Origin of the sequence: Streptomyces sp. NPDC005263, assembly GCF_042872365.1 — a bacterium.
Classification (GTDB): Bacteria; Actinomycetota; Actinomycetes; order Streptomycetales; family Streptomycetaceae; genus Streptomyces.
Genome location: NZ_JBIAKJ010000002.1, coordinates 383,272 through 406,825, shown reverse-complemented (window position 1 = coordinate 406,825; position 23,554 = coordinate 383,272). Strand labels below are relative to the sequence as shown.

The window sequence follows — 23,554 nt, the reverse complement described above, 5'->3', positions numbered from 1 at the left end:
CGGACCGGGGAGGGGCGCCCACCATGAGGGCGACCGGCGGACCTGACCTGAGGAAAACCCCACCTTGCGGGCTGAGCCGCAGGTGGGGGCGGGTGTCGGGCGGAGCGGGGGCGTGGGGACCGGGTCAGCGGATGGCCGCCGCCGTCGGTCCCTCGCGGCAGATCAGCAGCAGGGCCCGGTCGTCGTTGACGTCCTTCGCCACCGCTTCGATCAGGTGCCAGGCCGCGCCGTGGAAGCCGCCTGCGACATAGCGGTCGGCCTCGCCGGTGAGGCGGTCGATGCCCTCCACTATGTCGCGGTCGGACGTTTCCACCAGACCGTCGGTGAACAGCATCAACACGTCACCGGGGCGCAGTGAGCCCTTCACGGGGTCGAACTGGGCGCCGTCGTACACACCCAGGAGGGGGCCGTCGGCGGCCTTCTCCTCCCAGCGGCCGCTGCCGGCGCTGAGCTGGAGGCCCGGCGGGTGTCCGGCGGAGTACAACTCGTAGTCGCCGGAGTCCAGATCGAGGACCAGGTGGATGGAGGTGGCGAAGCCCTCGTCCCAGTCCTGGCGGAGGAGGTAGCCGTTCGCCGCGGGCAGGAACGCGTGCGGGGGCAGACTGCCCAGCAGGCCGCCGAACGCGCCCGACAGCAGCAGGGCCCTCGACGCGGCGTCCATGCCCTTGCCGGACACGTCCGTCAGGACGACCTCCAGGGTGCGGTCGCCGTTGGTTCGTGCCGCGACGACGAAGTCACCGGAGAACGACTGGCCGCCCGCCGGGCGCAACGCCATCTCGCGGTGCCAGCCCTGGGGCAGTTGCGGCAGCTTGCTCTGGACCCGGATGCGTTCGCGCAGGTCGAAGAGCATGGTGCCGCCGCGTCTCCAGGGGACGCCCACCCGGCTGCGGAACTGCGCGATCAGCAGTCCGAAGAAACCGCAGGCGGCGACCACCAGGACGATGCCCGGGGTGACCCTGGAGGGGCCCTCGGTGTACGGGCCCAGCTGCACCGACTCCACGATCAGCGCGGTGGCCGCCGCCGCGTACAGGCCGAGCAGGCTCGCCGGGCGCAGCAGCAGGCCGCCCGCGACGATCGGCAGGACCAGCGCGGCCGGGGAGCACCACACCGAGTTCGCGAGTGTGGTGGCCGCGATCACGGGCACGGTCAGCAGCAGGCCTGCCAGGGCGACCCAGTCCGAGCCGTCGCCGCGGAAGTAGTCGACGGCGCTTCTGCGCATGCCGACGCGGACCCGGTGCCACTGCATCTTCAACCGGGCCGTGAACGTCTCGGCTTCTGCGCGCCGTTCTCGTCCTGCTGCCATTAGTTCGGGACCCTATCCATCGGACCAGCTGCTTGGCACGGGAGGTCCCACTTGTCCCCCGTCCGAGGCTCAACTCACAGTGAACTTCACAGAAAGGCTCCGCGTCGCCATCAAGTCGAAATCCCCTGGCCCGTCCCGCAATGCCCTGATAGGCATGGTCCATGGCGACTGACAACGGTACCGGCCAAGGCGATCATGGCACTCACAGCGGGGTGGGCCGCGGGGCCGCGCGCGAATCCGGCCACGGGCCTGACGTGCGGGTACTGCGGCCGGACGAGTGGGACGAGTGGTACGACAACCTGCTCCGCGCCTTCGGCGGAGTCCCCGAGGCGCTCGGGGAGCGGGAGCTGTGGAAGACGCTCACCGAGACGGACCGCTCGATAGGTGCCTGGGACGGGGACGTGTGCGTGGGCACGGCGGGGGCGTTCAGCTTCCGGCTGACCGTGCCGGGCGGTGCCTCGGTGCCCGCCGCGGGCGTGACCATGGTCGGCGTGGCCGCCACGCACCGGCGGCGTGGTGTGCTGCGCTCGATGATGCGGCGCCAGTTGGACGACGTACGGGAATGGGGCTGGCCCCTGGCGGTCCTCACGGCCTCCGAGCCCGCGATCTACGGCCGGTTCGGGTACGCCGCGGCGACGTACTGCGTCAACGTCGAGGTCGACACGGCACGCGTACGACTGTCCGTGCCGCCCGGCACCGATGACGTACGGCTGCGCTACGCCGCACCGGCCGACGTCCTGGACGCGTGCGAGGCGGTGTACGCGCGCCGGGTGCCCGTCCGGCCGGGGATGCTGGCCCGGATGCCCGGATGGAAGCGGGCCGCGGTGGTGGACCCGGAGAGCCGTCGGCAGGGGGCGTCGCCGCTGCAGTGCGTGGTCGCCGAGCGGGGCGGCGAGGTCGTGGGGTACGCGCGTTTCCGGGTCAAGCCGGAGTGGGAGACGGCCGGCCCCAAGGGCGAGGTGCTCCTTCAGGACACCGAGGCGCTGGACGCGGCGGCGCACGCCGCGCTGTGGCGGTTCCTGTTCGAGATCGACCTGACATCGACGCTGAGCGCGCAGGGGCGGCCGCTGGACGAGCCGTGGATGTCCATGGTGAGCGACATCCGGCGGTGCGGGTTGCGGGTGCGGGATTCCCTGTTCGTCCGGCTGGTGGATGTCGGGGCCGCCTTGGAGGCGCGGACGTATCAGGCGCCGGTGGACGTGGTGTTCGAGGTCGAGGACGACTTCTGCCCCTGGAACGCGGGGCGTTGGCGACTGGTCGGCGACGCGAAGGGCTCGTCGTGCGCTCGCACCACGGATCCCGCTGATCTCGCCCTGTCCGTAAGGGAGTTGGGGGCGGCGTATCTCGGGGGCGTGAGCCTGGCCTCGCTGGCGGCGGCCGGGCGGGTGCGGGAGCTGCGGCGGGGCGCGTTGACGGAGGCGGCGGTCGCGTTCGGGTCACCGGTGGCGCCCTGGCTGCCGCACGGGTTCTGATCCCGGTCAGCCCTGCCGCTGGCAGGTAGGGCACCAGAAGAGGTTGCGGGCGGCGAGGTCGGCGGTGCGGATCTCGCCGCCACAGAGGTGGCAGGGCAGGTTGGCCCGGCGGTAGACGTAGACCTCACCGCCGTGGTCGTCGACGCGCGGTGGGCGGCCCATCGCCTCCGGGGTGTGTTCCGGGCGGACGGTGTCGATGCGGTTGTTCCGCACGCCCTCACGCATCAGTTCGACGAGGTCGTTCCAGAGCGCGTCCCACTCGGCCGGGGTGAGGTCCTTGCCGGCGCGGTAGGGGTCGACGCGGTGCCGGAAGAGGACCTCGGCGCGGTAGACGTTGCCCACGCCGGCGACGATCTTCTGGTCCATCAGCAGCGCGGCGATGCTCGTACGGCTGCGGGAGATCCGTCGGTACGCCGCCCCCGGGTCGGCGTCCTCGCGCAGCGGGTCGGGGCCCAGGCGGTCGTGGACCGCGTCCTTCTCGGCGTCCGTGATCAGGGCGCAGGTCGTCGGGCCGCGGAGGTCGACGTACGACGTGCTGTTCGCGAGCCGGAGCCGGACGGTGTCCGTGGGCGGGGGCGCGGGGGCGGCTCCGAAGCCGACCTTGCCGAACAGGCCGAGGTGGATGTGGATCCAGGACTCGGCGAACCCGAGGAAGAGGTGCTTGCCGTGGGCCTCGGTGCGGGTGAGTTCGGTGCCGTCGAGGAGGGCGGCGGAGTCGCTGAACTTGCCCTGGGGGCTGGTCACCCGGGGTGCCGTGCCGGTGAAGGCGGCGGCGTAGTCCTGCGCCAGCCGGTGGATCGTGTGCCCTTCCGGCACGGTGCTGTTCCTTTCCCCGGACCCCTGGGGCGTCGCCCGGACCCCGCCAGGGGCCTTCGCCCCGGGCCCGTGTCCCCTTACTGCTGCGGGTGGTGCGCCGGGATCGGCGGGAGGTCGCCCGTCGTCTCGTACCCGGCCAGCATCTCGATGCGGCGGAGGTGACGCTCGTCGCCGGAGAACGGTGTGTTGAGGAAGGTCTCGACGAACTTCGTCGCCTCGTCCTGCGAGTGCATGCGCGCACCCACCGCCACGACGTTCGCGTCGTTGTGCTGCCGTCCCAGTGACGCGGTCTCCTCGCTCCAGGCCAGCGCCGCGCGCACGCCCTTCACCTTGTTCGCCGCGATCTGCTCGCCGTTGCCGGAGCCGCCGATCACGACGCCGAGGGCGTCCGGGTCCGCGGCCGCCCGCTCGGCGGCACGGAGGCAGAACGGGGGGTAGTCGTCCTGGGCGTCGTAGATGTGCGGACCGCAGTCCACGGGGTCGTGGCCGGCCGCCTTGAGCCAGTCGACGAGGTGGTTCTTGAGTTCGAAGCCCGCATGGTCGGAGCCGAGATACACGCGCATGGGACGAGTGTGACACGGCTGTTTCCGGGCAGCAGCCTCGGGGGCGCATGACGAAAAATCCAGGCAATACCGAGAATCCTCAGGAAAACCTCAAGTAACGATCCGGATTCAAAGGTTCACGAATTCCTTTGCCTCCGATTCACTGGACCGATTCGTTCACCCCGATACACCGTTCGTGTAGGGCACAGCACAACCGGCGCAAAGGAATCCGTTCATGACCTCGCAGCCGACCCTCCCCGAGGCTGATCACGCCCAAGGAGCCCCCGGTGAACCCGGCGGCGGTCTCCAGGCGGGACTCAAGAACCGACATCTGTCGATGATCGCCATCGGTGGCGTCATCGGAGCCGGACTGTTCGTCGGATCCAGTTCCGGTATCGCCACCGCGGGCCCCGGCATCCTGCTGTCGTACGCCCTCGTCGGCACGCTCGTGGTGCTGGTGATGCGGATGCTCGGTGAGATGTCCGCCGCCAATCCGACCTCGGGTTCCTTCTCGGCGCACGCCGACCGGGCGCTGGGGCGCTGGGCCGGGTTCTCCATCGGCTGGCTGTACTGGTTCTTCTGGGTCGTCGTGCTCGCCGTCGAGGCCACCGCCGGGGCCAAGATCCTCGAGGGGTGGATACCCGCCGTACCGCAGTGGGGGTGGGCGCTGATCGTGATGGTGGTGCTGACCGCCACCAACCTGGTGTCGGTGGGTTCCTACGGCGAGTTCGAGTTCTGGTTCGCCGGCATCAAGGTCGTCGCCATCGGCGCGTTCATCGTGGTGGGCGGTCTGGCCGTGTTCGGTGTGCTGCCGGGCGCCGACAGCGACAAGGCCGGGCTGGGCAACCTCACCGACCACGGCGGCTTCCTGCCCAACGGGCCCGGCGCCATCCTCACCGGTGTGCTGCTGGTCGTCTTCTCCTTCATGGGCAGCGAGATCGCCACCCTCGCCGCGGGTGAGTCGGAGGACCCGCAGCGGGCCGTCACCAAGTCCACCAACAGCATCATCTGGCGTATCGGCGTCTTCTACCTCGGCTCGATCTTCGTGGTCGTGACGCTGCTGCCGTGGGACGACAAGTCCATCGCCGAACAGGGCTCCTACGTCGCCGCCCTGGACTCGCTCGGCATCGCGCACGCCGGTCAGATCATGAACTTCATCGTGCTGACCTCGGTGCTGTCCTGTCTCAACTCCGGCCTGTACACGGCCTCCCGCATGGCGTTCTCGCTCGGCGAGCGGGGCGACGCGCCCAAGGCGTTCTCGCGGGTCAACGGCCGGGGCGTGCCGATGGCCGCGATCCTGGCGTCGGTCGTGTTCGGTTTCGTCGCGGTCTTCTTCAACTACCTGTCCCCGGACACGATCTTCCTCTTCCTCGTCAACTCCTCCGGTGCGGTGGCCCTGTTCGTCTGGCTGGTGATCTGCTTCTCGCAGCTGCGCATGCGGAAGATCATCCAGGCCGAGGCGCCGGAGAAGCTGGTCGTGAAGATGTGGCTGTACCCGTATCTGACCTGGGCGTCGGCCGCGCTGATCGTCTTCGTGCTGGGCTACATGCTCACCGACACCGAACACGACGGGCGCGAGACCGTACTGCTGACGCTGGCGGTCGCCGCGGGCGTGCTCGCGATCGCCTTCGCGAAGGAGAAGTTCAAGGGCGAGCGGGCCTTGACGAAGGTCTGACAGCGACGCTGTTCAACTCTGTGCAGAGGGGCCCCGTGGTGTGTCACCACGGGGCCCCTTCGCGCGCGGGGTCTGTCACAGCACCGTGAAGCTGTCCCGCACCCTGCCGTACGTCTTGAGGGCCCGCGTCTCGATGTCCGGCTGGTACCAGGTGTTGATCTGGTACGACTTGCCGCCGGCGGTGAAACCCAGCAGGCGGGCGTGCCAGGGGACGCCCTGGAGGGTGAAGGTGTACTCCCAGACGACGGCCGGGTGGCCGCGGAACGTCGTCTCCTCCAGGCGGATCTTCCGGTAGTTCTGCCCCTGGTGGGCGTTCTGCTCCGAGGTCTCCCAGGTCTCCATCAGATCACCGCGGGCGAGAGCGGACTTGGCGGCCAGTTCCTGTCTGCCGTCCGGGGAGGTGTAGTGCACCTCCGCCCCCGTCTTCACATCCCTGCGCCAGTCCCGCGGCGTGGCCCACGCGAACCCGCCCGCCTCCTGGTGTGCCCCGGGCGGCAGGCTCCGCGGGCGTGACGTGCCGCCGACGGTGGGCGTCGGGCTGTCGCTCGCGGTGGCGGACGGGACCGGCGAGGAGGACGCCACGACGGACGGCGTGGATCCCGCGGTGGTGTCCGGCGGCCCCGAGGTCGCCGCGAGCACGATCGCGACGACCGCACCCGCGGCGACTACCCCTGCGGCGACGACCAGCCCGGCACGACGCCGATCACGCCGACCACGCCGACCACGCCGAGCCACGGCGGACGGGACGGCGGGGCCGGGCGGTTGGGCCGGTGGGACGGCGAGGGGGCGCGGGCCGGTGGCGGTGACGTGGTCGGGGGTGGAGGGGGGTCCGGCGGGTGGACCTGCGGGTGGGACGGTGGGTGGTTCGGCGGCCGGATCTGCCTCGGGCCCCGCTCCCGCTCCCCGTGACACGGCCCCCACGGAGTTGCCTGACGGGGTCTCGGAGCGCGTCTCCGAGCGCCTCTCCGAGGCGGCCTCGGTGGAGGCGTTGGCGGGAGCGGGGACGTCGGGCGTGGAGGTGGCCTCGGCTTCCGGCGCCGGCGTCGGTGCGGGCCGCCTGGGGTCGGGCAGCGTCCGCAGGGAGCGGGTCCTCCCGGGCTCCCGGTCGGGCGGTACGTCCTGGACGGGCACCGCGTCACTGACTTCCGGGACCGCCGGTTCGGGAATCGGCGTTGCCGGTGTCTCCGGGTCGGGAACCGGCTCCGCCGTCGCCTCCCCCGGAACCAGCGGCGCCGGAACCACCTCCGCCGTCGGTGTGGGCGGCGGGAACGCGAGGGGGCGTAGCGACGCCTCCAGGGCCGCCAGGCCTGGGCGGGCCTCCGGCTCCTTGTGCAGCAACGCGGCCAGGATGTCGCGCAACGGTCCGGCTGCCGCGGGCAGTTCGGGCTCCTCGTAGAGGACCGCGTGCAGGGTCGCCAGCGTGGTGTCGCGGGAGAACGGGGAGTGTCCGCCCAATGCCGCGCACAGGGTCGCGCCGAGGGACCACACGTCGGACGGCGGGCCCTGCGGGCGGCCGGAGATCCGCTCGGGGGCCATGTAGTCGGGCGAGCCGACCAGCATGCCGACCATGGTGAGCGCCTTGGCGTCCTGGATCGCGGCGATACCGAAGTCGGTGAGGACGACTCGGGGGTTGTTCGAGAACCGTCCGGGGTGTTCCACCAGGACGTTCCCGGGTTTGATGTCCCGGTGCAGCACGCCCCGTTCGTGGACCTGCCGCAGCGCCTCCACCAGGCCGAGTCCGAGGCGTGCGGTCTCGCGGGGGCCCAGTGGGCCCTCCTCCGCCATGATGCGTTCGAGGGAGCGTCCGGACACCAACTCCATGACGATCCACAGGCGTTCGCCCTCGTCCACGACGTCGTACACGCGCACCACGTTGGGATGGTCGATCCGGGCCGTCGCCCGGGCCTCGCGCAGGGTGCGTTCGCGGCGGGTGCGGGCGTCCTCGGCGTCGAGGCCGTCGATGCGCATCTCCTTCACCGCGACCTGCCGGTCGAGTATGTCGTCGGCGGCTCGCCACACCCGCCCCATTCCCCCCTGGCCAATACTTTCGACCAACCGATAGCGCCCCGCCACCAGTACCCCTGGAACTCCACCGCCGCTCGTATTCCCCGGCAATCCACTGCACCCCCTCAATGCCTTCCGGTCATCGCCTTCCGGTCATTGCCTTCCGGACCGTCCTGACTGACACGCAATGGTCACACTTCGAGCCGTATCAGCATAGTGCGGAGAAATCTTGTGGTACCTCTTCAAGTACTGCGAATTCAGGCGCAGCCAAGGGGGACGAACATGAGTTCTCGTCGTACGACGACCATCGCGGGATCGCTGGTCACGGCATCTTTCTCGGTGGTGATGATCCTTTCCGGAACCGCCGGAGCGGACGACCAGGGGCCCGGAAGCAGCAAGGGGGGAAAGGCCGTTGACGAGGCAGCGGCGGGCGTGAAGCTGACCACGCTGCTGCCCGAGAAGATCTCCGTCGACAACTCGTCGAAAAAAACGGACATCACCGCCACGGTGAAGAACGAGGGGAGTAAGGAAAGCGGCAAGATCCAGCTTTTGGTAGTCGGTTTCGACGGCCTCACGGTCAAGAACGTTCAAGGCTGTTCCCCGATCGCCGAAAAGAATCTTCCGGAGGGTTCGAACAGCGGTTTCTCCTGCCCCATCGACAATCTCGCGGCCGGCGCGTCGAAGTCGTACGCCGTCGACGCCACGTTCGATCTCAAGAAGACCGGGAAGATCTGCCTGCCCGTGCAGAGCGACGGCGGAAAGAAGACGTTCTGGCAGCAGGGCCCGGTTCCGTTCGGTACGACCAACCCGTCACCGAACGCCCCGGCCACGCCACTGCTGCTCGGCACCGACAACCATCCGGTGGCGCCGAACGGTGACGAACTCCCCAGGACCGGTCCGGGTGTTCTGCCGCTGGGCGCGGCGGGCGCGGCCCTGCTGACGGCGGGCGCGGCCGGCCTGTGGTGGTCGCAGCGACGGCCGAGGCAGCGGGAGAGCTGAGGAGACCGGAGCGACGGTCCGTAGCGGTACGAGTGAGGACGTAGGGGGTGACACAGATGGGGGGCATGACCTGACGGTGCGTCTGTCAGGTCATGCCCCCCACCAGTCGGCCGGGTGGCCTCGTGCGTGGGCCGCGCGGTCAGCGCTTGAGGAGCTTCCAGGCGGTGGGCATGACGCCCATCGCCAGGGCCGCCTTCACGGCGTCACCGATCAGGAACGGGGTGAGGCCGGCCGCGATCGCGGCGGACGCGGAGATGTCGGCCGCGTAGGCGAGGTAGGGCACCCCGACGGCGTAGATGATCGCCTCGCCCACCAGCATCGTGCCGGCCATGCGGAGCGTCGAGCGGTCGGCGCCGCGGCGGGCCAGGGCGCCCACGGCGGCGGACGCGAGGATCATGCCGACGATGTAGCCGAAGGAGACGGAGACCCCGGAGGTGCCCTCCGCGAACCACGGCACGCCGGCGAGACCGGCCAGCGCGTACAGGATGAGCGCGGACATGCCCCGGCTCACACCGAGCGTCGTGCCGACCAGCAGGGCGGCGAAGGTCTGGCCGGTCACCGGCACCGGGGAGCCCGGCACCGGCACCGCGATCTGGGCGGCGAGTCCGGTGAGTGCGGCACCGCCGACCACGAGCGCGACATCCCGTACGCGGGAGGCGGGGAGCAGGTCGGCGAGGACCTGCCCGGTGCGGTTGGGGGCGACGGCGGTGCTCATGGGGACTCCGCGAGGGTGTGGACGGCGAGGGACACGGCGACGCTATCCCAGCGCACTGGAGCCGATCACCGTCAGCGCTCGACAAAGGGTTGATCGGGAGCTTGGTGGACTCCGGACAACGGATGGCGGTTACACCGGAGTCGTCGTGATGCTGGTCACTGAGGTGGGGTGGCGTGAGCGACGGGGACGGGCGCACGGCATCTGTAGGGATTCACCAAAGGTCCCGGATCCGTGGACAGCCGCCGTCTCGCCCGTCGGTCGCCGTCTGGGCAGCGGTGGGGCCATTTGCTAGCTTCGAGCGCATGGTTGCCCAGGCCCGGAACTTCTCGTCGCGTCGCTATGTCGACCTGCGACGCGTGGGCACGGCCACCTGTCGCCGCCCCTGAGGCGGGCGGAGCGGCTCCGACGCGCCTCACGCATGAGACGGCGCAGTGTCGGACCCGTTCCCGAGGAAGATCCCCATGCCCCATGCCGTGGCACCACCACTCACCTCCCCCGTGCCCCGCGCCGCCGACAGCGACCGGCGCCGGACCAACGCGAGCGTCGTCCTGCGGTCCGTGCTGGAGCACGGTCCGGTGGCTCGCAGCACCATCTCCCGGCTGACCGGGCTGTCCCCGGCGTCGGTGACCGACCACTGCGCCCGCTTCGCCGGTCTCGGCCTCATCCGCGAGGCCGAACCGCCCCGGAGGTCCAAGGGGTCGGGGCGCCCTCATGTGCCCCTCGACCTGGACGACTCCCGCTTCGTGGTGGGCGCAGTCCATGTGGCCGTGCCCTACACCACGGTCGCGTTGCTCGATCTGCGCGGGCGGGTGGTGGCCGAACGGCAGGTGCGGCACGAGGGCACCGAACCCGGCCGGGTCCTGACACGTGCCGCCGACGCCCTGACGGCCCTGTTGGACGGGGCCCCGGGGTGCCGGCCGCTGGGTGTCGGTTTCGCGACCGGCGGCTGGGTGGACCGGGAGACCGGGACCGTCGTCGACCATCCGCTGCTGGGGTGGCGCGAGGTGCCGGTGCGGGAGGTGATCGCCGCCCGCACCGGGCTGCCGGTCCATGTGGACGGACACGCGCGGGCGTTGGTCAACGCGGAACGGTTGTTCGGGCGGGCGCGCGGCAGCCGGAGTGTGCTGCACCTGTTCGTCGGCCAGGTGGTGGACGCGGCGTTCGCGACCAACGACGAGGTGCACCACGGCCCTCGCTCACAGGCCGGCTCGATCGCCCATCTGCCGTTGGACGGCGGCACGGAGCCGTGTGACTGCGGTCGGACCGGCTGCCTCCAGGCCGAGCTGAGCGAGCTGACGCTGTGCCGGCGGGCCCGTGCGGCGGGCGTCATCACGGGCGCGAACCCGACGCGGGTGATGACGGCGGCGGCGCAGGGCGACCCGGTGGCCGTCCGGCTGCTGGTGGAGCGGGCACGGATGGCGGGCCGGGCGGTGCGGCTGCTGCTCGACGTGCTGAATCCGGAGAGCGTGGTCGTCACCGAGATCGGGGTCATCGGCCGCGAGGACTGTCTTTCCGCCCTGCGTGCGGCGGTCGGCCCCGAGCGGGCGGCGGACGTACGGCCGACGAGTTTCCCGGATTCCGTACTGGCCACGGCGGGCGGAACAGTGGCCCTCGACGTCCTCTACCGGGATCCACTGGGCGCCGCGGCCGGACAGCCGAATTAATTCAGAAACTCCGAATGTTGACAGCCGATACGGAAGCCGAGGATCATCCTATTCATGCTGCTCACGACCTGTCGCACCCTCTGTTGCTGACACGTTGACGCGCCCCGGGCGCCTCCTTCCTCCTGCTTGAATTTCCGTTCCCCGGCCTTCGCCCGGCTGGAATTCCGCAGGTGCTCCTGCCGCTGCGCTCTGCCGCATGCTCTTCCGTGCGTATTTCCTTCCAGCGCACTTCAACGCGACGTCCACGCGACTTCGACGCGACTTCAACGCGCATGTTCGTGCGTGTTTCCGTGCGTGTTTCCATGTGAACTCAGGGAGTTCTCCCATGCCTTCTCCATCCGTGTCCGGTGTCGACCGGCGGCTCTTTCTCTCCTCTCTGCTCGGCGTCACCGCCGCCGCTGCCGGACTGAGCGGGTGCGCCGGAAGCAGTGCCGCGGCCGACGCGTCCGACGCCGACGCGCCTCTCGCCCGCAAGGTCCCCTCGGGCACCAGCCTGAAGATCTCCTCCTACCAGAGCATCCAGCAGGTGCAGTTCAAGCACGCCGGGTTCGGCGAACTACCGTTCAAGGTGAGCAGTTGGGCGAACATCGGCGCCGGCCCCGATGTCATCAACGCCTTCCGCGCGGGATCGCTGGACGTCGCCAACAACGCCGGCATCCCGCCGATCCAGGCGCATTTCCAGGGATACGACGCGAAGATCGTCGCGATCGACATCACCCGGAAACCGAACTACCTCTTCGCCACCAAGCCCGGCAGCGACATCCGCACGGTCGAGGACTTCCGGGGCAAGAAGCTCGCGTTCTCACAGGGACAGGCCCAAGGTGTGGTCCTGCTCAGGGCGTTGAAGAAGGCCGGGCTGGCGTACGACGACGTAAAGCTCGTCCCGTTGACCAGCAACCAGTTCCTCACCGCGCTGCAGTCGGGCCAGGTGGACATCGCGCCGCTCGCCAACCAGCAGTCGCCCGCGTATCTGAAGCAGTACGAGTCCAAGGGCGCCCGGGTCATCACCACCGACGTGGTGGACCTGCTCAACCTGCTCTGGGCGCCGGCCTCGGTGCTGGCCGACTCGGCGAAGGCCGCCGCGATCGCCGCGTACATCCCGTACTGGGCGAAGGGCCAGGTGTGGCAGTACGAGCACCCGGACGTGTGGAACAGGGAGTTCTACGTCAAGACCCAGAACCTGACCCTCGACCAGGCCGAGTCGATCACGTCACTCGCCAACAAGCCGCTGTTCCCGCCCAGTTGGGACGAGGCCATCAAGTGGGAGCAGGAGACCGCCGACCTGCTGGCGGAGGGCGGCTTCGTGAAGAAGTTCGACGTGCGCTCGCTCTTCGACCACCGCTTCGAGGGCATCGCCGCGAAGTCCGTACCGGCCGAGTACCGGAGGTGACCGCCGTGACCACGACCACCACGAGCGCCACCACAGCGACCACGACCACCGCCACAGCAGGCACGGCAGCCACAGCCGCGGTGACCGTACAGGCCGCCGAGGAGCGCCCCCAGGTCCGCAGGCGCCGCCGGCTCTCCCCCGGCAGGCGACTGCCCGCCTCCCGCCTGATCGGCCCGGTCCTCCTCCTCGGCCTGTGGGCCGCCGCCTCCGCCGCCGGCCGCCTCGACCCGGCCGCGATCCCGGCACCCTGGACGGTGCTGGAGACCGGCGTCCACCTGTGGACCGACGGGACGCTGCCGACCGACATCCTGACCTCGCTGCAACGCGCCGGATCCGGGTTCGCGATCGGCCTGACCGCCGGGGTCGCGCTCGCCCTGGCCGCCGGGCTCAGCCGGACCGGCGACGCGCTGATCGACGGGACCGTGCAGCTCAACCGGGCCGTCCCGACGCTGGGTCTGATCCCGCTGTTCATCCTCTGGCTGGGCATCGGCGAGACCTTCAAGATCGCGATCATCGCCATCGTCGTCTACATCCCGATCTACCTCAACACACACGCCGCGCTGTCCGGCATCGACCACCGCTACGTCGAACTCGCCGAGGTACAGGGCCTGTCGAAGCTCGCGTTCGTCCGGCAGATCGTCATCCCCGGCGCCCTGCCCGGGTTCTTCGTCGGGCTCCGCCTCGGGGTGACCGGTTCCTGGCTGGGACTGGTCGTCCTGGAGCAGATCAACGCCACCAGCGGACTCGGCTACCTGATGTTCCAGGCCCAGAACTACGGCCAGACGGACGTCATCCTCGTCGGCCTGGTCATCTACGGCATCTTCGGCCTGGTCTCCGACAGCGCGGTCCGTCTCATCGAACGGAGGGTGCTGTCATGGCGACGCACACTGAGCAGCTGACCCGTCCCGCCGTCCGGCTCCGGGAACTGACACGGTCGTTCGACACCCGGACGGTCCTCGACCACATCGACCTCGACCTGCCCGCCGGACAGTTCACCGCGCTCCTTGGACACAGCGGCTCCGGCAAGAGCACCCTGCTGCGGGCGATCGCGGGCCTGGACCACGAGGTCGTCGGCAGCGGCCGGCTCACCGCGCCGGAACGGGTGTCGGTGGTCTTCCAGGACTCACGGCTGCTGCCCTGGCGGCGGGTGCTGGACAACGTACTGCTGGGGACGGAGGGCAGGGAGGCGGCGGAAAGGGGCCGGGCCGCGCTCGCCGAGGTCGGCCTGGCGGGGCGGGAACGCGCCTGGCCCAGCGAACTGTCCGGCGGGGAGGCCCAGCGCGCCGCCCTGGCCCGTTCCCTGGTGCGGGAGCCCGAACTCCTGCTCGCCGACGAGCCGTTCGGCGCCCTGGACGCGCTCACCCGGATCCGGATGCACGGGCTGCTGAGGGAGCTCTGGGAACGCCACCGGCCCTCCGTGCTGCTCGTCACCCACGACGTGGACGAGGCGATCGTGCTCGCCGACCGGGTGCTCGTGCTCGACCAGGGCCGTATCGGCCTCGACCTGACCATCGACCGCCCGCATCCCCGCTCCTACCGGGATCCGCTGCTGGGCGAGTACCGGGAGCGGCTGCTGGCCGCGCTCGGTGTGACGGAGGACCACCAATGACCACCAGACAGCTGCACCTGAACGCGTTCCTGATGACCACCGGTCACCACGAGGCGTCATGGCGGCTCCCGGAGAGCGACCCGTACGCGCATGTGTCCCTCGCGCACTACGTCCACCTCGCCCGGACCGCCGAACGCGGCACCTTCGACTCCCTCTTCCTGGCCGACGGCCCACAGCTGTGGGGCAGCGTCGCGCAGCGCCCCGCCGGCGCCCTGGAACCGCTCACCCTGCTGACCGCCCTGGCGACGGCCACCGAGCACATCGGCCTGATCGCCACCGCGTCCACCTCCTACAACTCGCCCTACAACCTGGCCCGCAAGTTCGCCTCCCTCGACATCATCAGCGGCGGTCGGGCCGGCTGGAACATCGTCACCACCGCCGGTGAGGAGGCCGCCCGCAACTTCGGTCTGGCCGCCGAGCCCGCCCACGCCGAGCGCTACGCCCGCGCCTCCGAGTTCCTGGACGTGGCCCTCAAGCTCTGGGACAGCTGGGAGGACGACGCGATCATCGCCGACAAGGCGAGGGGTGTCTGGGGCGACGACACGAAGATCCACCCGCCCCGGCACCAGGGGACGTACTTCAGTGTCGAGGGCGCCCTGAACGTGCCGCGCAGCCCGCAGGGTTACCCGCTGCTGGTGCAGGCGGGCTCCTCCGAGGACGGCAAGGCGTTCGCGGCCCGGTACGCGGAGGCGGTGTTCACCGCCCAGCAGACCATCGAGGACGCGCAGGCCTTCTACGCCGACCTCAAGGCCCGGACCGCGCGGACCGGCCGCGACCCCGACCACATCAAGGTGCTGCCCGGCATCGTCCCGGTGATCGGCTCGACCGAGGCGGAGGCCCTGGCGAACGAGCGGCTCCTTGAGGACCACATCGTGTACACGCACGGCGTGGACCGTCTGGAGCGGCTGCTGCACCTGGAGCCGGGAACACTGGAGTTGGACGCCCTGCTGCCGGTCGACCTGCCCCCGGAGAGCGCGATCGAGGGCGCCAAGAGCCGGTACACGCTCATCGTCGAACTGGCCCGGCGGGAACGCCTGACCGTGCGGCAGCTGGTCGGGCGGCTCGGCGGCGGGCGCGGGCATCTCACCTTCGCCGGGACGCCCGAGCAGGTCGCCGACGCGATCGAGACCTGGTTCACGCACGGCGCCGCCGACGGCTTCAACATCATGCCGGCCGTGCTGCCGTCCGGCCTCGACCTCTTCGTCGACCACGTCGTCCCGATCCTGCGCACCCGCGGCCTGCTCCGTGCGGAGTACGGCGGCGGGCCGCGGCAGACCCTGCGGGAGCGCTACGGCCTCCCGCGCCCCGCCAACCAGCACATCACCTCCCGCCGGGAATCCGCCCTCGTCTGAAAGGACCCACCCATGTCCGAGATCCAGATCCGCAAGATCACCGGGAACATCGGTGCCCAGGTGTCGGGCGTCGACATCGCGGGGCCGCTGGACCAGGAGACGGTCACCGCCGTGCGGGAGGCCCTCAACGTCCACAAGGCCCTGGTGTTCGACGAGGTGAACCTGGACGACGAGGGGCAGCAGGCCTTCGTCCGGCACTTCGGCGACCTCACCACCGCCCATCCGACCGTGCCGTCCGTCGCCGGCGTCCCGAACGTCCTGCCCGTCGACAGCGAGCGCGGCCGGGCCGCCAACAACTGGCACACCGACGTCACCTTCGTCCTCAACCCGCCCCAGGCCAGCACCCTGCGCAGCATCACGCTCCCGCCGTACGGCGGCGAGACCCTGATCGCCAACTCGGCGGCGGCCTACCGGCAGTTGCCCTCCTCGCTCCGCCAGTTCGCGGACACGCTGTGGGCGGAGCACACCAACGACTACGACTACGCGGTGCCGGAGGAGGCCGTCGACGAGGACCAGGCCGCCGCCCGCGCCCAGTTCACGTCGATCAAGTTCCGCACGGTCCACCCGGTGGTCCGGGTGCACCCGCTGACCGGTGAACGCGGCCTGTTCATCGGCGGGTTCGCGCAGCGGATCGTGGGCCTGTCGGTCAGCGAGTCCCGCAAGGTCCTCGACCTGTTCCAGTCGTACGTGACCCGGCCGGAGAACATCGTGCGCCACCGCTGGTCGGAGAACCAGCTGGTGCTGTTCGACAACCGGATCACCCAGCACTACGCGGTCGACAACTACGACCACCTGCCGCGCCGCCTGAACCGGGTCACCATCGCCGGTGACGTCCCGGTCGGCATCGAGGGCAAGGAGAGCTACTCCATCGAGGGGGACGCCTCGCACTACACGGCCGTAGCGGCGTAACCACGCTGCGTGCCGGAGGCGTCCGTATGCTGGGCGGTCTCTCCGTGAGAGCGGAGGGGCCGCCCAGACTGTGGGCGTTTTTGCCCATCTCACGCACTGGACGAGCCGCGCCCATGCCCAGCACCACCACCGAGACGTCAGCGCAGCAGGACGGCGCCGCCCTCTCCCACGGCCTCAAGCAGCGCCATCTGTCGATGATCGCCCTCGGCGGGGTCATCGGCGCCGGGCTGTTCGTCGGCTCCGGCGCCGGTATCGCGGCCGCCGGACCCTCGATCGTCGTCGCCTACACCCTCTCCGGCCTCCTGGTGATGCTGGTGATGCGGATGCTGGGGGAGATGTCGGCCGCGTATCCGTCCTCGGGTTCCTTCTCCGCGCACGCGGAACGCGCATTCGGCCCGTGGGCCGGCTTCACGGTGGGCTGGGCCTTCTGGGTCCTGCTCTGCACGGCGGTCGGCCTGGAGGGCATCGGCGCCGCGAAGATCGTCACCGGCTGGCTGCCGGGCACGCCCGAGTGGGCCTGGGTGGCCCTGTTCATGGTCGTGTTCTGCGGGACGAACCTGGCCGCCGTGAAGAACTTCGGCGAGTTCGAGTTCTGGTTCGCGGCGCTGAAGGTCGGCGCGATCAGCCTGTTCCTGGTGCTGGGCGTGCTGGCGATCGTGGGCGTCCTGCCCGGCACGGGCGCCCCGGGCACCGCGAACCTCACCGGCGAGGGCGGTTTCCTCCCGAACGGCGGCGAGGGCCTGGTCGTCGGCCTGCTCGCCTCCGTCTTCGCGTACGGCGGTCTGGAGACGGTCACCATCGCGGCGGCCGAGTCGCAGGACCCGGTGCGCGGGGTGGCGAGCGCGGTCCGTACCGCGATGTGGCGCATCGCGCTGTTCTACATCGGCTCGATGGCGGTCATCGTCACCCTGGTCCCGTGGGGCGCGAAGGAGATCGTCGAGAAGGGCCCGTACATCGCCACCCTCGACCACCTCGGCATCCCGGGCGCGGGCCAGGTGATGAACGTGGTGATCCTGGTGGCCCTCCTGTCGGCGATGAACGCCAACGTCTACGGCGCCTCGCGCATCGCCTACTCCCTGGTCGCGCGCGGCCAGGGCCCGAAGGCGCTGGGCCGGGTGTCCGGCGGGGTCCCCCGGGTCGCGGTCCTCGCGTCCTGCGTCTTCGGTTTCGGCTGCGTGGTGCTGAGCTACTGGCGGCCCGACGACGTCTTCGCATGGCTGCTGAACATGATCGGCGCGGTGATCCTGGTCGTCTGGATCTTCATCGCGGTCTCGCAGCTCAGGCTGCGCCGCCGCCTGGAGCGCGAGGCACCGGAGAAACTCGCCGTCCGGATGTGGGCGTTCCCGGTGCTGACCTGGGTCGCGCTGGCGGGTATGGCGGCGGTGTTCGTCCTGATGGCCCGGGAGCCGGACACCCGGGTGCAACTGTACTCGACGGGCGGGATGACGGCGGTCCTGGCGGCCGCCGGATACGGGTGGCAGAAGGTCCGGACGGCCAGGGCCTGACCCGCCGCACCGACCCGCCCTGACCGGTCCCCCGATAGGCCTCCACGTGATCCACGTGGGGGCCTGTTTTCTTGCCCGCGTCCGGCCTCCTGTTGTTACGCTGTACTTGCAATCATCTTGCAATAAGAACTGTAGAGCGCTGTCCTGCCTCGTGATCGTCTTCTCACCGTCACCTGGCAGGCGGAGAAACGGAAGCCCCGCGAGGACGTGACTCGCGGGGCTTTCCGGTGCGACGCGGGAGCTTCGGGGCTACGGCACATCCGGCTCGCACGGCACGTTGAGTGACAGGAGCGCGGCGGCCCCGTCGCCGTTCATGCGGAGTTCGCTGATCGCCGTGTTGCGCAACCGGGGGAACACCCTGCGGTACTCCCCGGCCGGGATCGACAGCAGGGTGCACAGCACCAGACGGAACAGGGTGTTGTGGGCGACCACGAGGACGCGTTCGCCGGGGTGGGCGGCGGCGATGCGGCGCAGGGCCTCGCACCCGCGGGCGGCGGCCGCTCTCGGATCCTCGGCGGCGGGGAACGGGTTCGCCACCGGGTCGGCGCGGTAGGCCTCCGCTGCGGCCGGGTCCTCGGCCGCGAACTCCGCGAGCGTACGGCCCTCCAGCACCCCGAAGTCGCACTCGCGCAGGCCGGGTTCGCGGTGCGGGGTGAGGTCCAGGGCACGGCAGGCGGGGTCGGCGGTGACGACGGCCCGGGACAGCGGGGACGTCCAGATCGCGTCGACGGGGTGGGCGGCGGCCCAGCGGCCGAGGGCGGCGGCCTGGGCGCGTCCGGTGTCGGTGAGGGACACGTCGCTGATCCCGGCGTAGCGGTTCTCGGCGTGCCAGACGGTCTGCCCGTGCCGGGCCAGCAGCAAGGTCGTACTCATGAGTGAGCAGTATCCCGGTCCAGGCGGGCGAGCGCGTGCGCGGCGACCGCTGCCGGCAGCCAGCCGCGGACGGTCAACTCGTCGACGAGCCGGGCGTACGGCTCGGCGAACAGGGCCGTACGGACGGGGCGGGGCTCGACGACCGTACGGACCCGCACCATGCGTTCGGCGACGTCGGCGAGTCCGGACCCGCCCGTGCCGCCGTGCCGGGCCAGCGCGGCCATTCCCAGCGCGGGCTCGGTCTGCTCCGGCACCCGGGCGGGGCGGCCGAGGATGTCGGCGCGCAGCTGGTTCCAGTACGGGCTGCGGGCGGCGCCGCCGGTGAAGGAGAGCGGCCCGTCGACGGGGGCGCCGAGGTGGTGCAGGTAGTCCAGGCACAGGCGTTCCGCGAAGGCGACGCCCTGGAGCAGCGCCGCCCACAGGTCGGCGTCGTTCTCCGGCTCGCCGAGGACCAGGGCGGTGGCGTCCGGCGCCGCGAAGGGGAACCGCTCGCCCGGCGACACCAGCGGGTAGGTGACCACCCGGGACGGTTCGAAGGCCGCCGCCCGCTCGTCCATGGCGGCCGGGTCGGCGCCCGCGAAGGCCGCCGTGAGCGCGCCGGCGCCCACGCTGGAGGCCCCGCCGGGCAGCCATGTCCCGTCCGGCGCGCGGTGGTTGTAGACCACGCCGGTGGCGTCCCGGACGGGGACGAGCGACGCGCCCTTGAGGACCAGTGTGGTTCCGAGCACCGAGTTCCAGGAGCCGGGCCGCAGCGCGCCCGAGGCGATCTGCGCCGCGCAGCCGTCCGTCATCCCGGCGATCACGGGGGTGCCCGCGGGTACGCCGGTCGCCTCGGCGGCGGCCGGGCAGACCTCGCCCAGGCGGCTTCCGGGGCGCACCACGTCGGGCAGGGCGCCCTCGGGCAGGTCCGGGACGTCCGGCCAGGCGTCGCGGTGCGGGTCGTAGCCGGTCTTGAGGGCGTGGCTGGAGTCGGTCGGCATCGGCCGGCCCACGAGCCGTGCGGTGATCACGTCGGGCTGGTGGGTGATCCGCCTAGCGTCAGAGCCCGTGCCCGGCCCCGACCCCGTGCCCGGCTCCCGCCCGTGCTCCTTCATGAGCCACAGCGCCTTGGGCAACGCCCAGGTGTCCTGCACCGCGACCCCCGCCTCGCGCAACCGGGCCGCCTCCCGCGCCGCCCGCCCGTCGTCGTACATCAGCGCCGGACTCACCGCCCGCCCGGCCCCGTCGGTTAGCAGCACCGTCCCGGACGTCCCGCACACCGCGAGCCCGCCGATCCTCAGGCCCGCCCGCGGATCGAGCGCCGCCCGGGACGCCTCGCACACCGCCCTCCACCAGTCCTCGGGATCCTGTTCGTGCCGTGTCCCGTCCCGCCGTCCCGCCAGCGGAGCCGAGCCGCGCCCGAGGACCGTGCCGTCCGCGGCGACCAGCAGCACCCGGACGCTCTGTGTGCCCAGGTCGATCCCCAGCCAGGCCTCGCCGTCCCCGCCCTCACCCGCCACCCGGGACCTCCCTTCATCGCGACCAGGTCCGTGAAGTTCTCACTGTGCACCGGTATTTCCCGTGCGCGAGGGATTGACGCCCGCCGTCCTTCGTTACACGCTCGAGGCCGACCCGCCCCTCAGGGGACCCTTCACCGTGAGCGCCCAGGACGACTGACCGGGAAGAGCGCGCGATGAGCCACAGCGACTCCAGCGCACCGCGCGGACCCGCGGGCCGCCAGTCCTCCATGGCGGAACAGGTGCCGGCCGAGGGGGCGGCGAGCGCCGCGGAGCTCGCGGAGCGCGTCGGGGTGAGTCTGCGGCCCGAGAGGGCCGCCGTGGCCGAGCGGGCGCTGAAACTCGTCCAGCCCTGCATGGCCGTCCTGCTCGACGACTCCACCTCCGCCCTGGAGGTGGCCCGCGGGCTCCGGCTCGCCGAGGTCACCGGGGCTCCGCGTACCACCAGGAGCAGCGCATCGTGTCCGTGAGCCCCGCGGGACGTCGTCCGCGCGGGGCCAGGCGGTGGACGCGCCGTGCGGCGCCGGTCCCGCGCTCCGGTCGGGTGAACTCCTGGGGCCGCCCGGCCCGTCGGGCCGTGGCGACTGCGCCACCCTGCGGATGATCGCCGGGCTGGAGACGGTGACCGGAGGGACTTGCTGGTGAAAGGCGCGTCGCTGGTCGGCAGGCCCGCCCGGCGGTGCGAAGCCGAGACGGGAGGCACCTGAAATGAGCCGGACACTGCATGTGGTGGCCGCCGGCGACCACTTCGTCCTGCCGGATCTGATCGCGCGGGCGGTGACCGACGAGGTCGGCGAACACCCCGTGAAGGTGAGCGAGTTGAGGCTCGGCTGGCCGCTGGAACCGTTCGGCCCGGTGGCGGAGGTGACGGAGGCGAGCGACGCCGAGGACGAGCTGATCGAGGCGCTGGCCGGGGCGGAGGTGCTGGTCACCCAGATGGGGCCGGTCACCGAACGCGTCCTGGCGGCCGCTCCGGACCTGCGCCTGGTCGTCGTCTGCCGGGGCGGGCCGGTGAACGTGAACCTGGACGCGGCGAAGGCGCACGACGTCCGCGTGTGCTTCGCGCCGGGCCGCAACGCCGCCGCCACCGCCGAGTTCACCGTCGGTCTGCTGCTGGCGGCCCTGCGCCGCATCCCGCAGGCCCACGATCTGCTCGCCCGGCGGGGCAGCTGGGAGGGCGCGACGTACTACACGTACGAGCACAGCGGCCTGGAGCTGGAGGACCTGCCGGTCGGGCTGGTCGGCTACGGGGCGGTCGGCAGCCGGGTCGCCCGGGTGCTGTGTGCCTTCGGCGCGCAGGTGATGGTGTACGACCCCTATGTGCGCGGCGAGATCCACGGACTGCGGGTGACCTCGCTCGACGACCTCCTGGCCCGTTCCCGGGTGGTCACGCTGCACGCCCGTCTCACCTCCGACACGCGGGGCATGGTGGGCGCCCGTGAGCTGGCGCTGCTGCCGCCCGGCGCGGTCGTGGTGAACGTGGCGCGCGGCCCGCTCCTTGACGAGGACGCGCTGTGCGACGCGCTGGAGAGCGGGCGGTTGTCGGCGGCCGCGCTGGACACCTACGCGCACGAGCCGCTCCCGGCCCACTCGCGGCTGCGGGCTCTGACCGACCGTGTGGTGCTGACCCCGCACCTGGGCGGGGCCAGCCGGGCGGTGGCCGAGAAGGCGGCGGCGATCGCGGCGGCGGAGGTGGGCCGCTGGGTGCGCGGGGAGCCGCTCGCGCACTGCCTGACCTGACATCCGGGACGACTGTGGAGGAGGCGCCGGCATGTACGTCGGTATCGATGTGGGCACGTCCATGGTGAAGGCCGCCGCCTTCGACGACACCGGCCGCCAACTGGCCGTCGAGTCCCGCCCGGTGGGCCTGGACCTGCACGGCGGCCGGGTCGAGCAGGACATGGACGAGGTGTACGGGGCGGTCGTCGCCGTGCTCGGCGAGCTGACCGCCCGGGTGCCGGAGCCGGTCGAGCTGGCCGGGCTGACCGGGCAGGGCGACGGGGTGTGGCTGGTCGACGCGGCGGGCCGCCCGGTGCGGTCGGCGGCGTCCTGGATGGACGGACGCGCGCATGAACTGCTCGACCAGTGGCTGGCCGACGGGACCTTCGAGACGGTGTTCCGGCGCACCGGAGGCGCCATGTTCCCGGGCTCTCCGGGCCCGCTGCTGGCCTGGCTGGACCGGCACGAGCCGACCTCCCTCGACGCCGCCACCGCGGCCGTGTACTGCAAGGACATGGTCTTCCAGCGGCTGACCGGGGCGGCGCGGGCCGTGACGGACGTCTCGGACGCGTCGATGCCGTTCCTCGACCCGCGCACCCGCGCCTACGACAACCGGGTGGTGGAGCTGCTGGGCCTGACGCACCGCCGCCGGCTGCTGGCGCCGGTCAGCGATCCGGTCGCGACGGCGACGACGCGCGGCGAGGGCCTCCCGCCGGGCACCCGGATCGCGAACGGGCCGTACGACCTGCCGGCCTGTGCGCTGGGCGCCGGAGTCACCGCGCCCGGGGACGGTCTCCTGATCGTCGGCACCTGTCTGGCCGCGCTGGTCGCCACCACCGACCTGGATCTGACCGGTGAACCGGCCGGCCTGTACATCTCCACCGACCGCCCCGGCCACTGGTTGCGCGCGCTGCCCGCGATGGTCGGCACCGCCGCGCTGGACTGGGTCCTGTCGACGACCGGGGTGCGGCACGAGGAGGTGGACGGGCTGCTCGCCGACACCCCGCCCGGGGCGCACGGGGTGCGGGTGCTCCCGTACTTCGCGCCGTCCGGTGAACGGGCGCCCTTCGTGGATCCGCATCTGCGGGCCGAACTCACCGGTGTCTCCCTGGAGTCGACGCGCGGCGACCTGGTCCGGGCGACCTGCGAGGGCATCGGCTACGCGGCCCGGCACTGCCTGGCGGCGGCCGGTCTGACGGGGTCGCTCGCGGTGTGCGGCGGCGGCACCCGCAGCCCCGCCTGGATGCGGCTGCTTGCGGACGTCCTCGGCCGTCCGCTGCGGGTCGTCGAGGGCGAGGTGGGCGCCCGGGGCGCGGTGCTCGCGGCGGCCGAACGGCACGGGGTGGCGCTGGACGCGACGGCGTGGACCCGGCCGACGGAGGTCGTCGAGCCGGACCCGGTCCGGGCCGCGTACTACACGAAGGGGTTCGACGAGCACCTGGCGAGGCTGGCGACGGCCCGCGACCGGGCGCGCGGGTGAACGACCCGACACCCGCGATTTCGGGGACACG

20 protein-coding genes are annotated in these 23,554 nt (G+C 71.5%); 13 read left to right on the top strand and 7 right to left on the bottom strand.

All coding sequences use genetic code 11. The features are described from left to right. Window positions 1–124: 124 nt before the first annotated feature. Window positions 125–1,303 carry a PP2C family protein-serine/threonine phosphatase gene (locus tag ACFYRY_RS09165; protein WP_389141785.1) on the bottom strand — a complete coding sequence of 393 codons (1,179 nt, stop codon included), beginning with the start codon at window positions 1,301–1,303 and terminating at the stop codon, window positions 125–127. Window positions 1,304–1,464: 161 nt separating this feature from the next. Here ACFYRY_RS09165 and ACFYRY_RS09160 point away from each other — a divergent pair, with 161 nt between their 5' ends. Continuing rightward, window positions 1,465–2,775, top strand: coding sequence for a GNAT family N-acetyltransferase (locus ACFYRY_RS09160; protein WP_389141783.1), 1,311 nt, complete (start codon window positions 1,465–1,467; stop codon window positions 2,773–2,775). A 6-nt stretch (window positions 2,776–2,781) separates the two neighbouring features. On the opposite strand, the gene ACFYRY_RS09155 is transcribed toward ACFYRY_RS09160, so the two are convergent. Continuing rightward, the gene (locus ACFYRY_RS09155) at window positions 2,782–3,591 is read right to left on the bottom strand and encodes an Fpg/Nei family DNA glycosylase (RefSeq protein ID WP_389141781.1); all 810 of its coding nucleotides are present in this window, start codon (window positions 3,589–3,591) and stop codon (window positions 2,782–2,784) included. A gap of 77 nt (window positions 3,592–3,668) precedes the next feature. Continuing rightward, a complete protein-coding gene (locus tag ACFYRY_RS09150) occupies window positions 3,669–4,154 on the bottom strand; it encodes a ribose-5-phosphate isomerase (protein ID WP_389141779.1) in 486 nt (161 codons plus the stop codon). A gap of 214 nt (window positions 4,155–4,368) precedes the next feature. Here ACFYRY_RS09150 and ACFYRY_RS09145 point away from each other — a divergent pair, with 214 nt between their 5' ends. Further along, entirely contained in the window at window positions 4,369–5,808 is a 1,440-nt protein-coding gene (locus ACFYRY_RS09145; protein ID WP_389141777.1) for an amino acid permease, read from the top strand. Between the two features lie 75 nt (window positions 5,809–5,883). Here ACFYRY_RS09145 and ACFYRY_RS09140 read toward each other — a convergent pair whose 3' ends face one another. Further along, on the bottom strand, window positions 5,884–7,836 hold the full coding sequence (locus ACFYRY_RS09140) for a protein kinase (RefSeq protein WP_389141775.1): 1,953 nt from the start codon (window positions 7,834–7,836) through the stop codon (window positions 5,884–5,886). Window positions 7,837–8,094: 258 nt separating this feature from the next. On the opposite strand from ACFYRY_RS09140, the gene ACFYRY_RS09135 reads away from it, so the two are divergent. Further along, entirely contained in the window at window positions 8,095–8,811 is a 717-nt protein-coding gene (locus tag ACFYRY_RS09135) for a hypothetical protein (RefSeq protein WP_389141773.1), read from the top strand. A gap of 139 nt (window positions 8,812–8,950) precedes the next feature. Here the strand turns inward: ACFYRY_RS09135 and ACFYRY_RS09130 are convergent, their stop codons facing one another. After that, entirely contained in the window at window positions 8,951–9,526 is a 576-nt protein-coding gene (locus ACFYRY_RS09130) for a biotin transporter BioY (RefSeq protein ID WP_389141771.1), read from the bottom strand. Between the two features lie 461 nt (window positions 9,527–9,987). Here ACFYRY_RS09130 and ACFYRY_RS09125 point away from each other — a divergent pair, with 461 nt between their 5' ends. From ACFYRY_RS09125 to ACFYRY_RS09095, 7 genes are all read left to right on the top strand, one after another. Then, window positions 9,988–11,190, top strand: a complete 1,203-nt coding sequence (locus ACFYRY_RS09125; protein ID WP_389141769.1) for an ROK family protein — start codon at window positions 9,988–9,990, stop codon at window positions 11,188–11,190. A 325-nt stretch (window positions 11,191–11,515) separates the two neighbouring features. Then, a complete protein-coding gene (locus ACFYRY_RS09120) occupies window positions 11,516–12,580 on the top strand; it encodes an ABC transporter substrate-binding protein (protein WP_389141767.1) in 1,065 nt (354 codons plus the stop codon). A 5-nt stretch (window positions 12,581–12,585) separates the two neighbouring features. Then, window positions 12,586–13,479, top strand: a complete 894-nt coding sequence (locus ACFYRY_RS09115; RefSeq protein WP_389141765.1) for an ABC transporter permease — start codon at window positions 12,586–12,588, stop codon at window positions 13,477–13,479. After that, window positions 13,455–14,189, top strand: a complete 735-nt coding sequence (locus ACFYRY_RS09110; RefSeq protein ID WP_389141763.1) for an ABC transporter ATP-binding protein — start codon at window positions 13,455–13,457, stop codon at window positions 14,187–14,189. Before ACFYRY_RS09115 ends, ACFYRY_RS09110 begins: the two co-directional genes overlap by 25 nt. Beyond that, entirely contained in the window at window positions 14,186–15,541 is a 1,356-nt protein-coding gene (locus tag ACFYRY_RS09105; protein WP_389141761.1) for an LLM class flavin-dependent oxidoreductase, read from the top strand. The genes ACFYRY_RS09110 and ACFYRY_RS09105 overlap by 4 nt, the downstream gene beginning before the upstream one ends. Before the next feature lie 12 nt (window positions 15,542–15,553). Then, entirely contained in the window at window positions 15,554–16,450 is an 897-nt protein-coding gene (locus ACFYRY_RS09100; RefSeq protein ID WP_389141759.1) for a TauD/TfdA dioxygenase family protein, read from the top strand. Window positions 16,451–16,563: 113 nt separating this feature from the next. Continuing rightward, entirely contained in the window at window positions 16,564–17,955 is a 1,392-nt protein-coding gene (locus ACFYRY_RS09095) for an amino acid permease (protein WP_389141757.1), read from the top strand. A gap of 249 nt (window positions 17,956–18,204) precedes the next feature. On the opposite strand, the gene ACFYRY_RS09090 is transcribed toward ACFYRY_RS09095, so the two are convergent. Both ACFYRY_RS09090 and ACFYRY_RS09085 read right to left on the bottom strand, forming a co-directional pair. Continuing rightward, complete coding sequence (locus tag ACFYRY_RS09090; RefSeq protein WP_389141755.1) at window positions 18,205–18,828, bottom strand: histidine phosphatase family protein; 624 nt, start codon at window positions 18,826–18,828, stop codon at window positions 18,205–18,207. Further along, on the bottom strand, window positions 18,825–20,327 hold the full coding sequence (locus tag ACFYRY_RS09085; RefSeq protein WP_389141753.1) for an FGGY-family carbohydrate kinase: 1,503 nt from the start codon (window positions 20,325–20,327) through the stop codon (window positions 18,825–18,827). Before ACFYRY_RS09085 ends, ACFYRY_RS09090 begins: the two co-directional genes overlap by 4 nt. A gap of 173 nt (window positions 20,328–20,500) precedes the next feature. Here ACFYRY_RS09085 and ACFYRY_RS09080 point away from each other — a divergent pair, with 173 nt between their 5' ends. From ACFYRY_RS09080 to ACFYRY_RS09070, 3 genes are all read left to right on the top strand, one after another. Continuing rightward, window positions 20,501–20,794, top strand: a complete 294-nt coding sequence (locus tag ACFYRY_RS09080; protein ID WP_389141751.1) for a hypothetical protein — start codon at window positions 20,501–20,503, stop codon at window positions 20,792–20,794. A gap of 238 nt (window positions 20,795–21,032) precedes the next feature. Next, window positions 21,033–22,064 carry a 2-hydroxyacid dehydrogenase gene (locus tag ACFYRY_RS09075; RefSeq protein ID WP_389141749.1) on the top strand — a complete coding sequence of 344 codons (1,032 nt, stop codon included), beginning with the start codon at window positions 21,033–21,035 and terminating at the stop codon, window positions 22,062–22,064. Between the two features lie 31 nt (window positions 22,065–22,095). Next, the gene (locus ACFYRY_RS09070) at window positions 22,096–23,523 is read left to right on the top strand and encodes an FGGY family carbohydrate kinase (protein ID WP_389141747.1); all 1,428 of its coding nucleotides are present in this window, start codon (window positions 22,096–22,098) and stop codon (window positions 23,521–23,523) included. Window positions 23,524–23,554: the final 31 nt, after the last annotated feature.

Coding starts and splice junctions, on each gene's coding strand:
- ACFYRY_RS09145 (WP_389141777.1), top strand. CDS start 4,369: ATGACCTCGCAGCCGACCCTCCCCGAGGCTGATCACGCCCAAGGAGCC.
- ACFYRY_RS09070 (WP_389141747.1), top strand. CDS start 22,096: ATGTACGTCGGTATCGATGTGGGCACGTCCATGGTGAAGGCCGCCGCC.
- ACFYRY_RS09125 (WP_389141769.1), top strand. CDS start 9,988: ATGCCCCATGCCGTGGCACCACCACTCACCTCCCCCGTGCCCCGCGCC.
- ACFYRY_RS09140 (WP_389141775.1), bottom strand. CDS start 7,836: ATGGGGCGGGTGTGGCGAGCCGCCGACGACATACTCGACCGGCAGGTC.
- ACFYRY_RS09105 (WP_389141761.1), top strand. CDS start 14,186: ATGACCACCAGACAGCTGCACCTGAACGCGTTCCTGATGACCACCGGT.
- ACFYRY_RS09100 (WP_389141759.1), top strand. CDS start 15,554: ATGTCCGAGATCCAGATCCGCAAGATCACCGGGAACATCGGTGCCCAG.
- ACFYRY_RS09135 (WP_389141773.1), top strand. CDS start 8,095: ATGAGTTCTCGTCGTACGACGACCATCGCGGGATCGCTGGTCACGGCA.
- ACFYRY_RS09095 (WP_389141757.1), top strand. CDS start 16,564: ATGCCCAGCACCACCACCGAGACGTCAGCGCAGCAGGACGGCGCCGCC.
- ACFYRY_RS09165 (WP_389141785.1), bottom strand. CDS start 1,303: ATGGCAGCAGGACGAGAACGGCGCGCAGAAGCCGAGACGTTCACGGCC.
- ACFYRY_RS09160 (WP_389141783.1), top strand. CDS start 1,465: ATGGCGACTGACAACGGTACCGGCCAAGGCGATCATGGCACTCACAGC.
- ACFYRY_RS09090 (WP_389141755.1), bottom strand. CDS start 18,828: ATGAGTACGACCTTGCTGCTGGCCCGGCACGGGCAGACCGTCTGGCAC.
- ACFYRY_RS09130 (WP_389141771.1), bottom strand. CDS start 9,526: ATGAGCACCGCCGTCGCCCCCAACCGCACCGGGCAGGTCCTCGCCGAC.
- ACFYRY_RS09080 (WP_389141751.1), top strand. CDS start 20,501: ATGAGCCACAGCGACTCCAGCGCACCGCGCGGACCCGCGGGCCGCCAG.
- ACFYRY_RS09150 (WP_389141779.1), bottom strand. CDS start 4,154: ATGCGCGTGTATCTCGGCTCCGACCATGCGGGCTTCGAACTCAAGAAC.
- ACFYRY_RS09110 (WP_389141763.1), top strand. CDS start 13,455: ATGGCGACGCACACTGAGCAGCTGACCCGTCCCGCCGTCCGGCTCCGG.
- ACFYRY_RS09075 (WP_389141749.1), top strand. CDS start 21,033: ATGAGCCGGACACTGCATGTGGTGGCCGCCGGCGACCACTTCGTCCTG.
- ACFYRY_RS09120 (WP_389141767.1), top strand. CDS start 11,516: ATGCCTTCTCCATCCGTGTCCGGTGTCGACCGGCGGCTCTTTCTCTCC.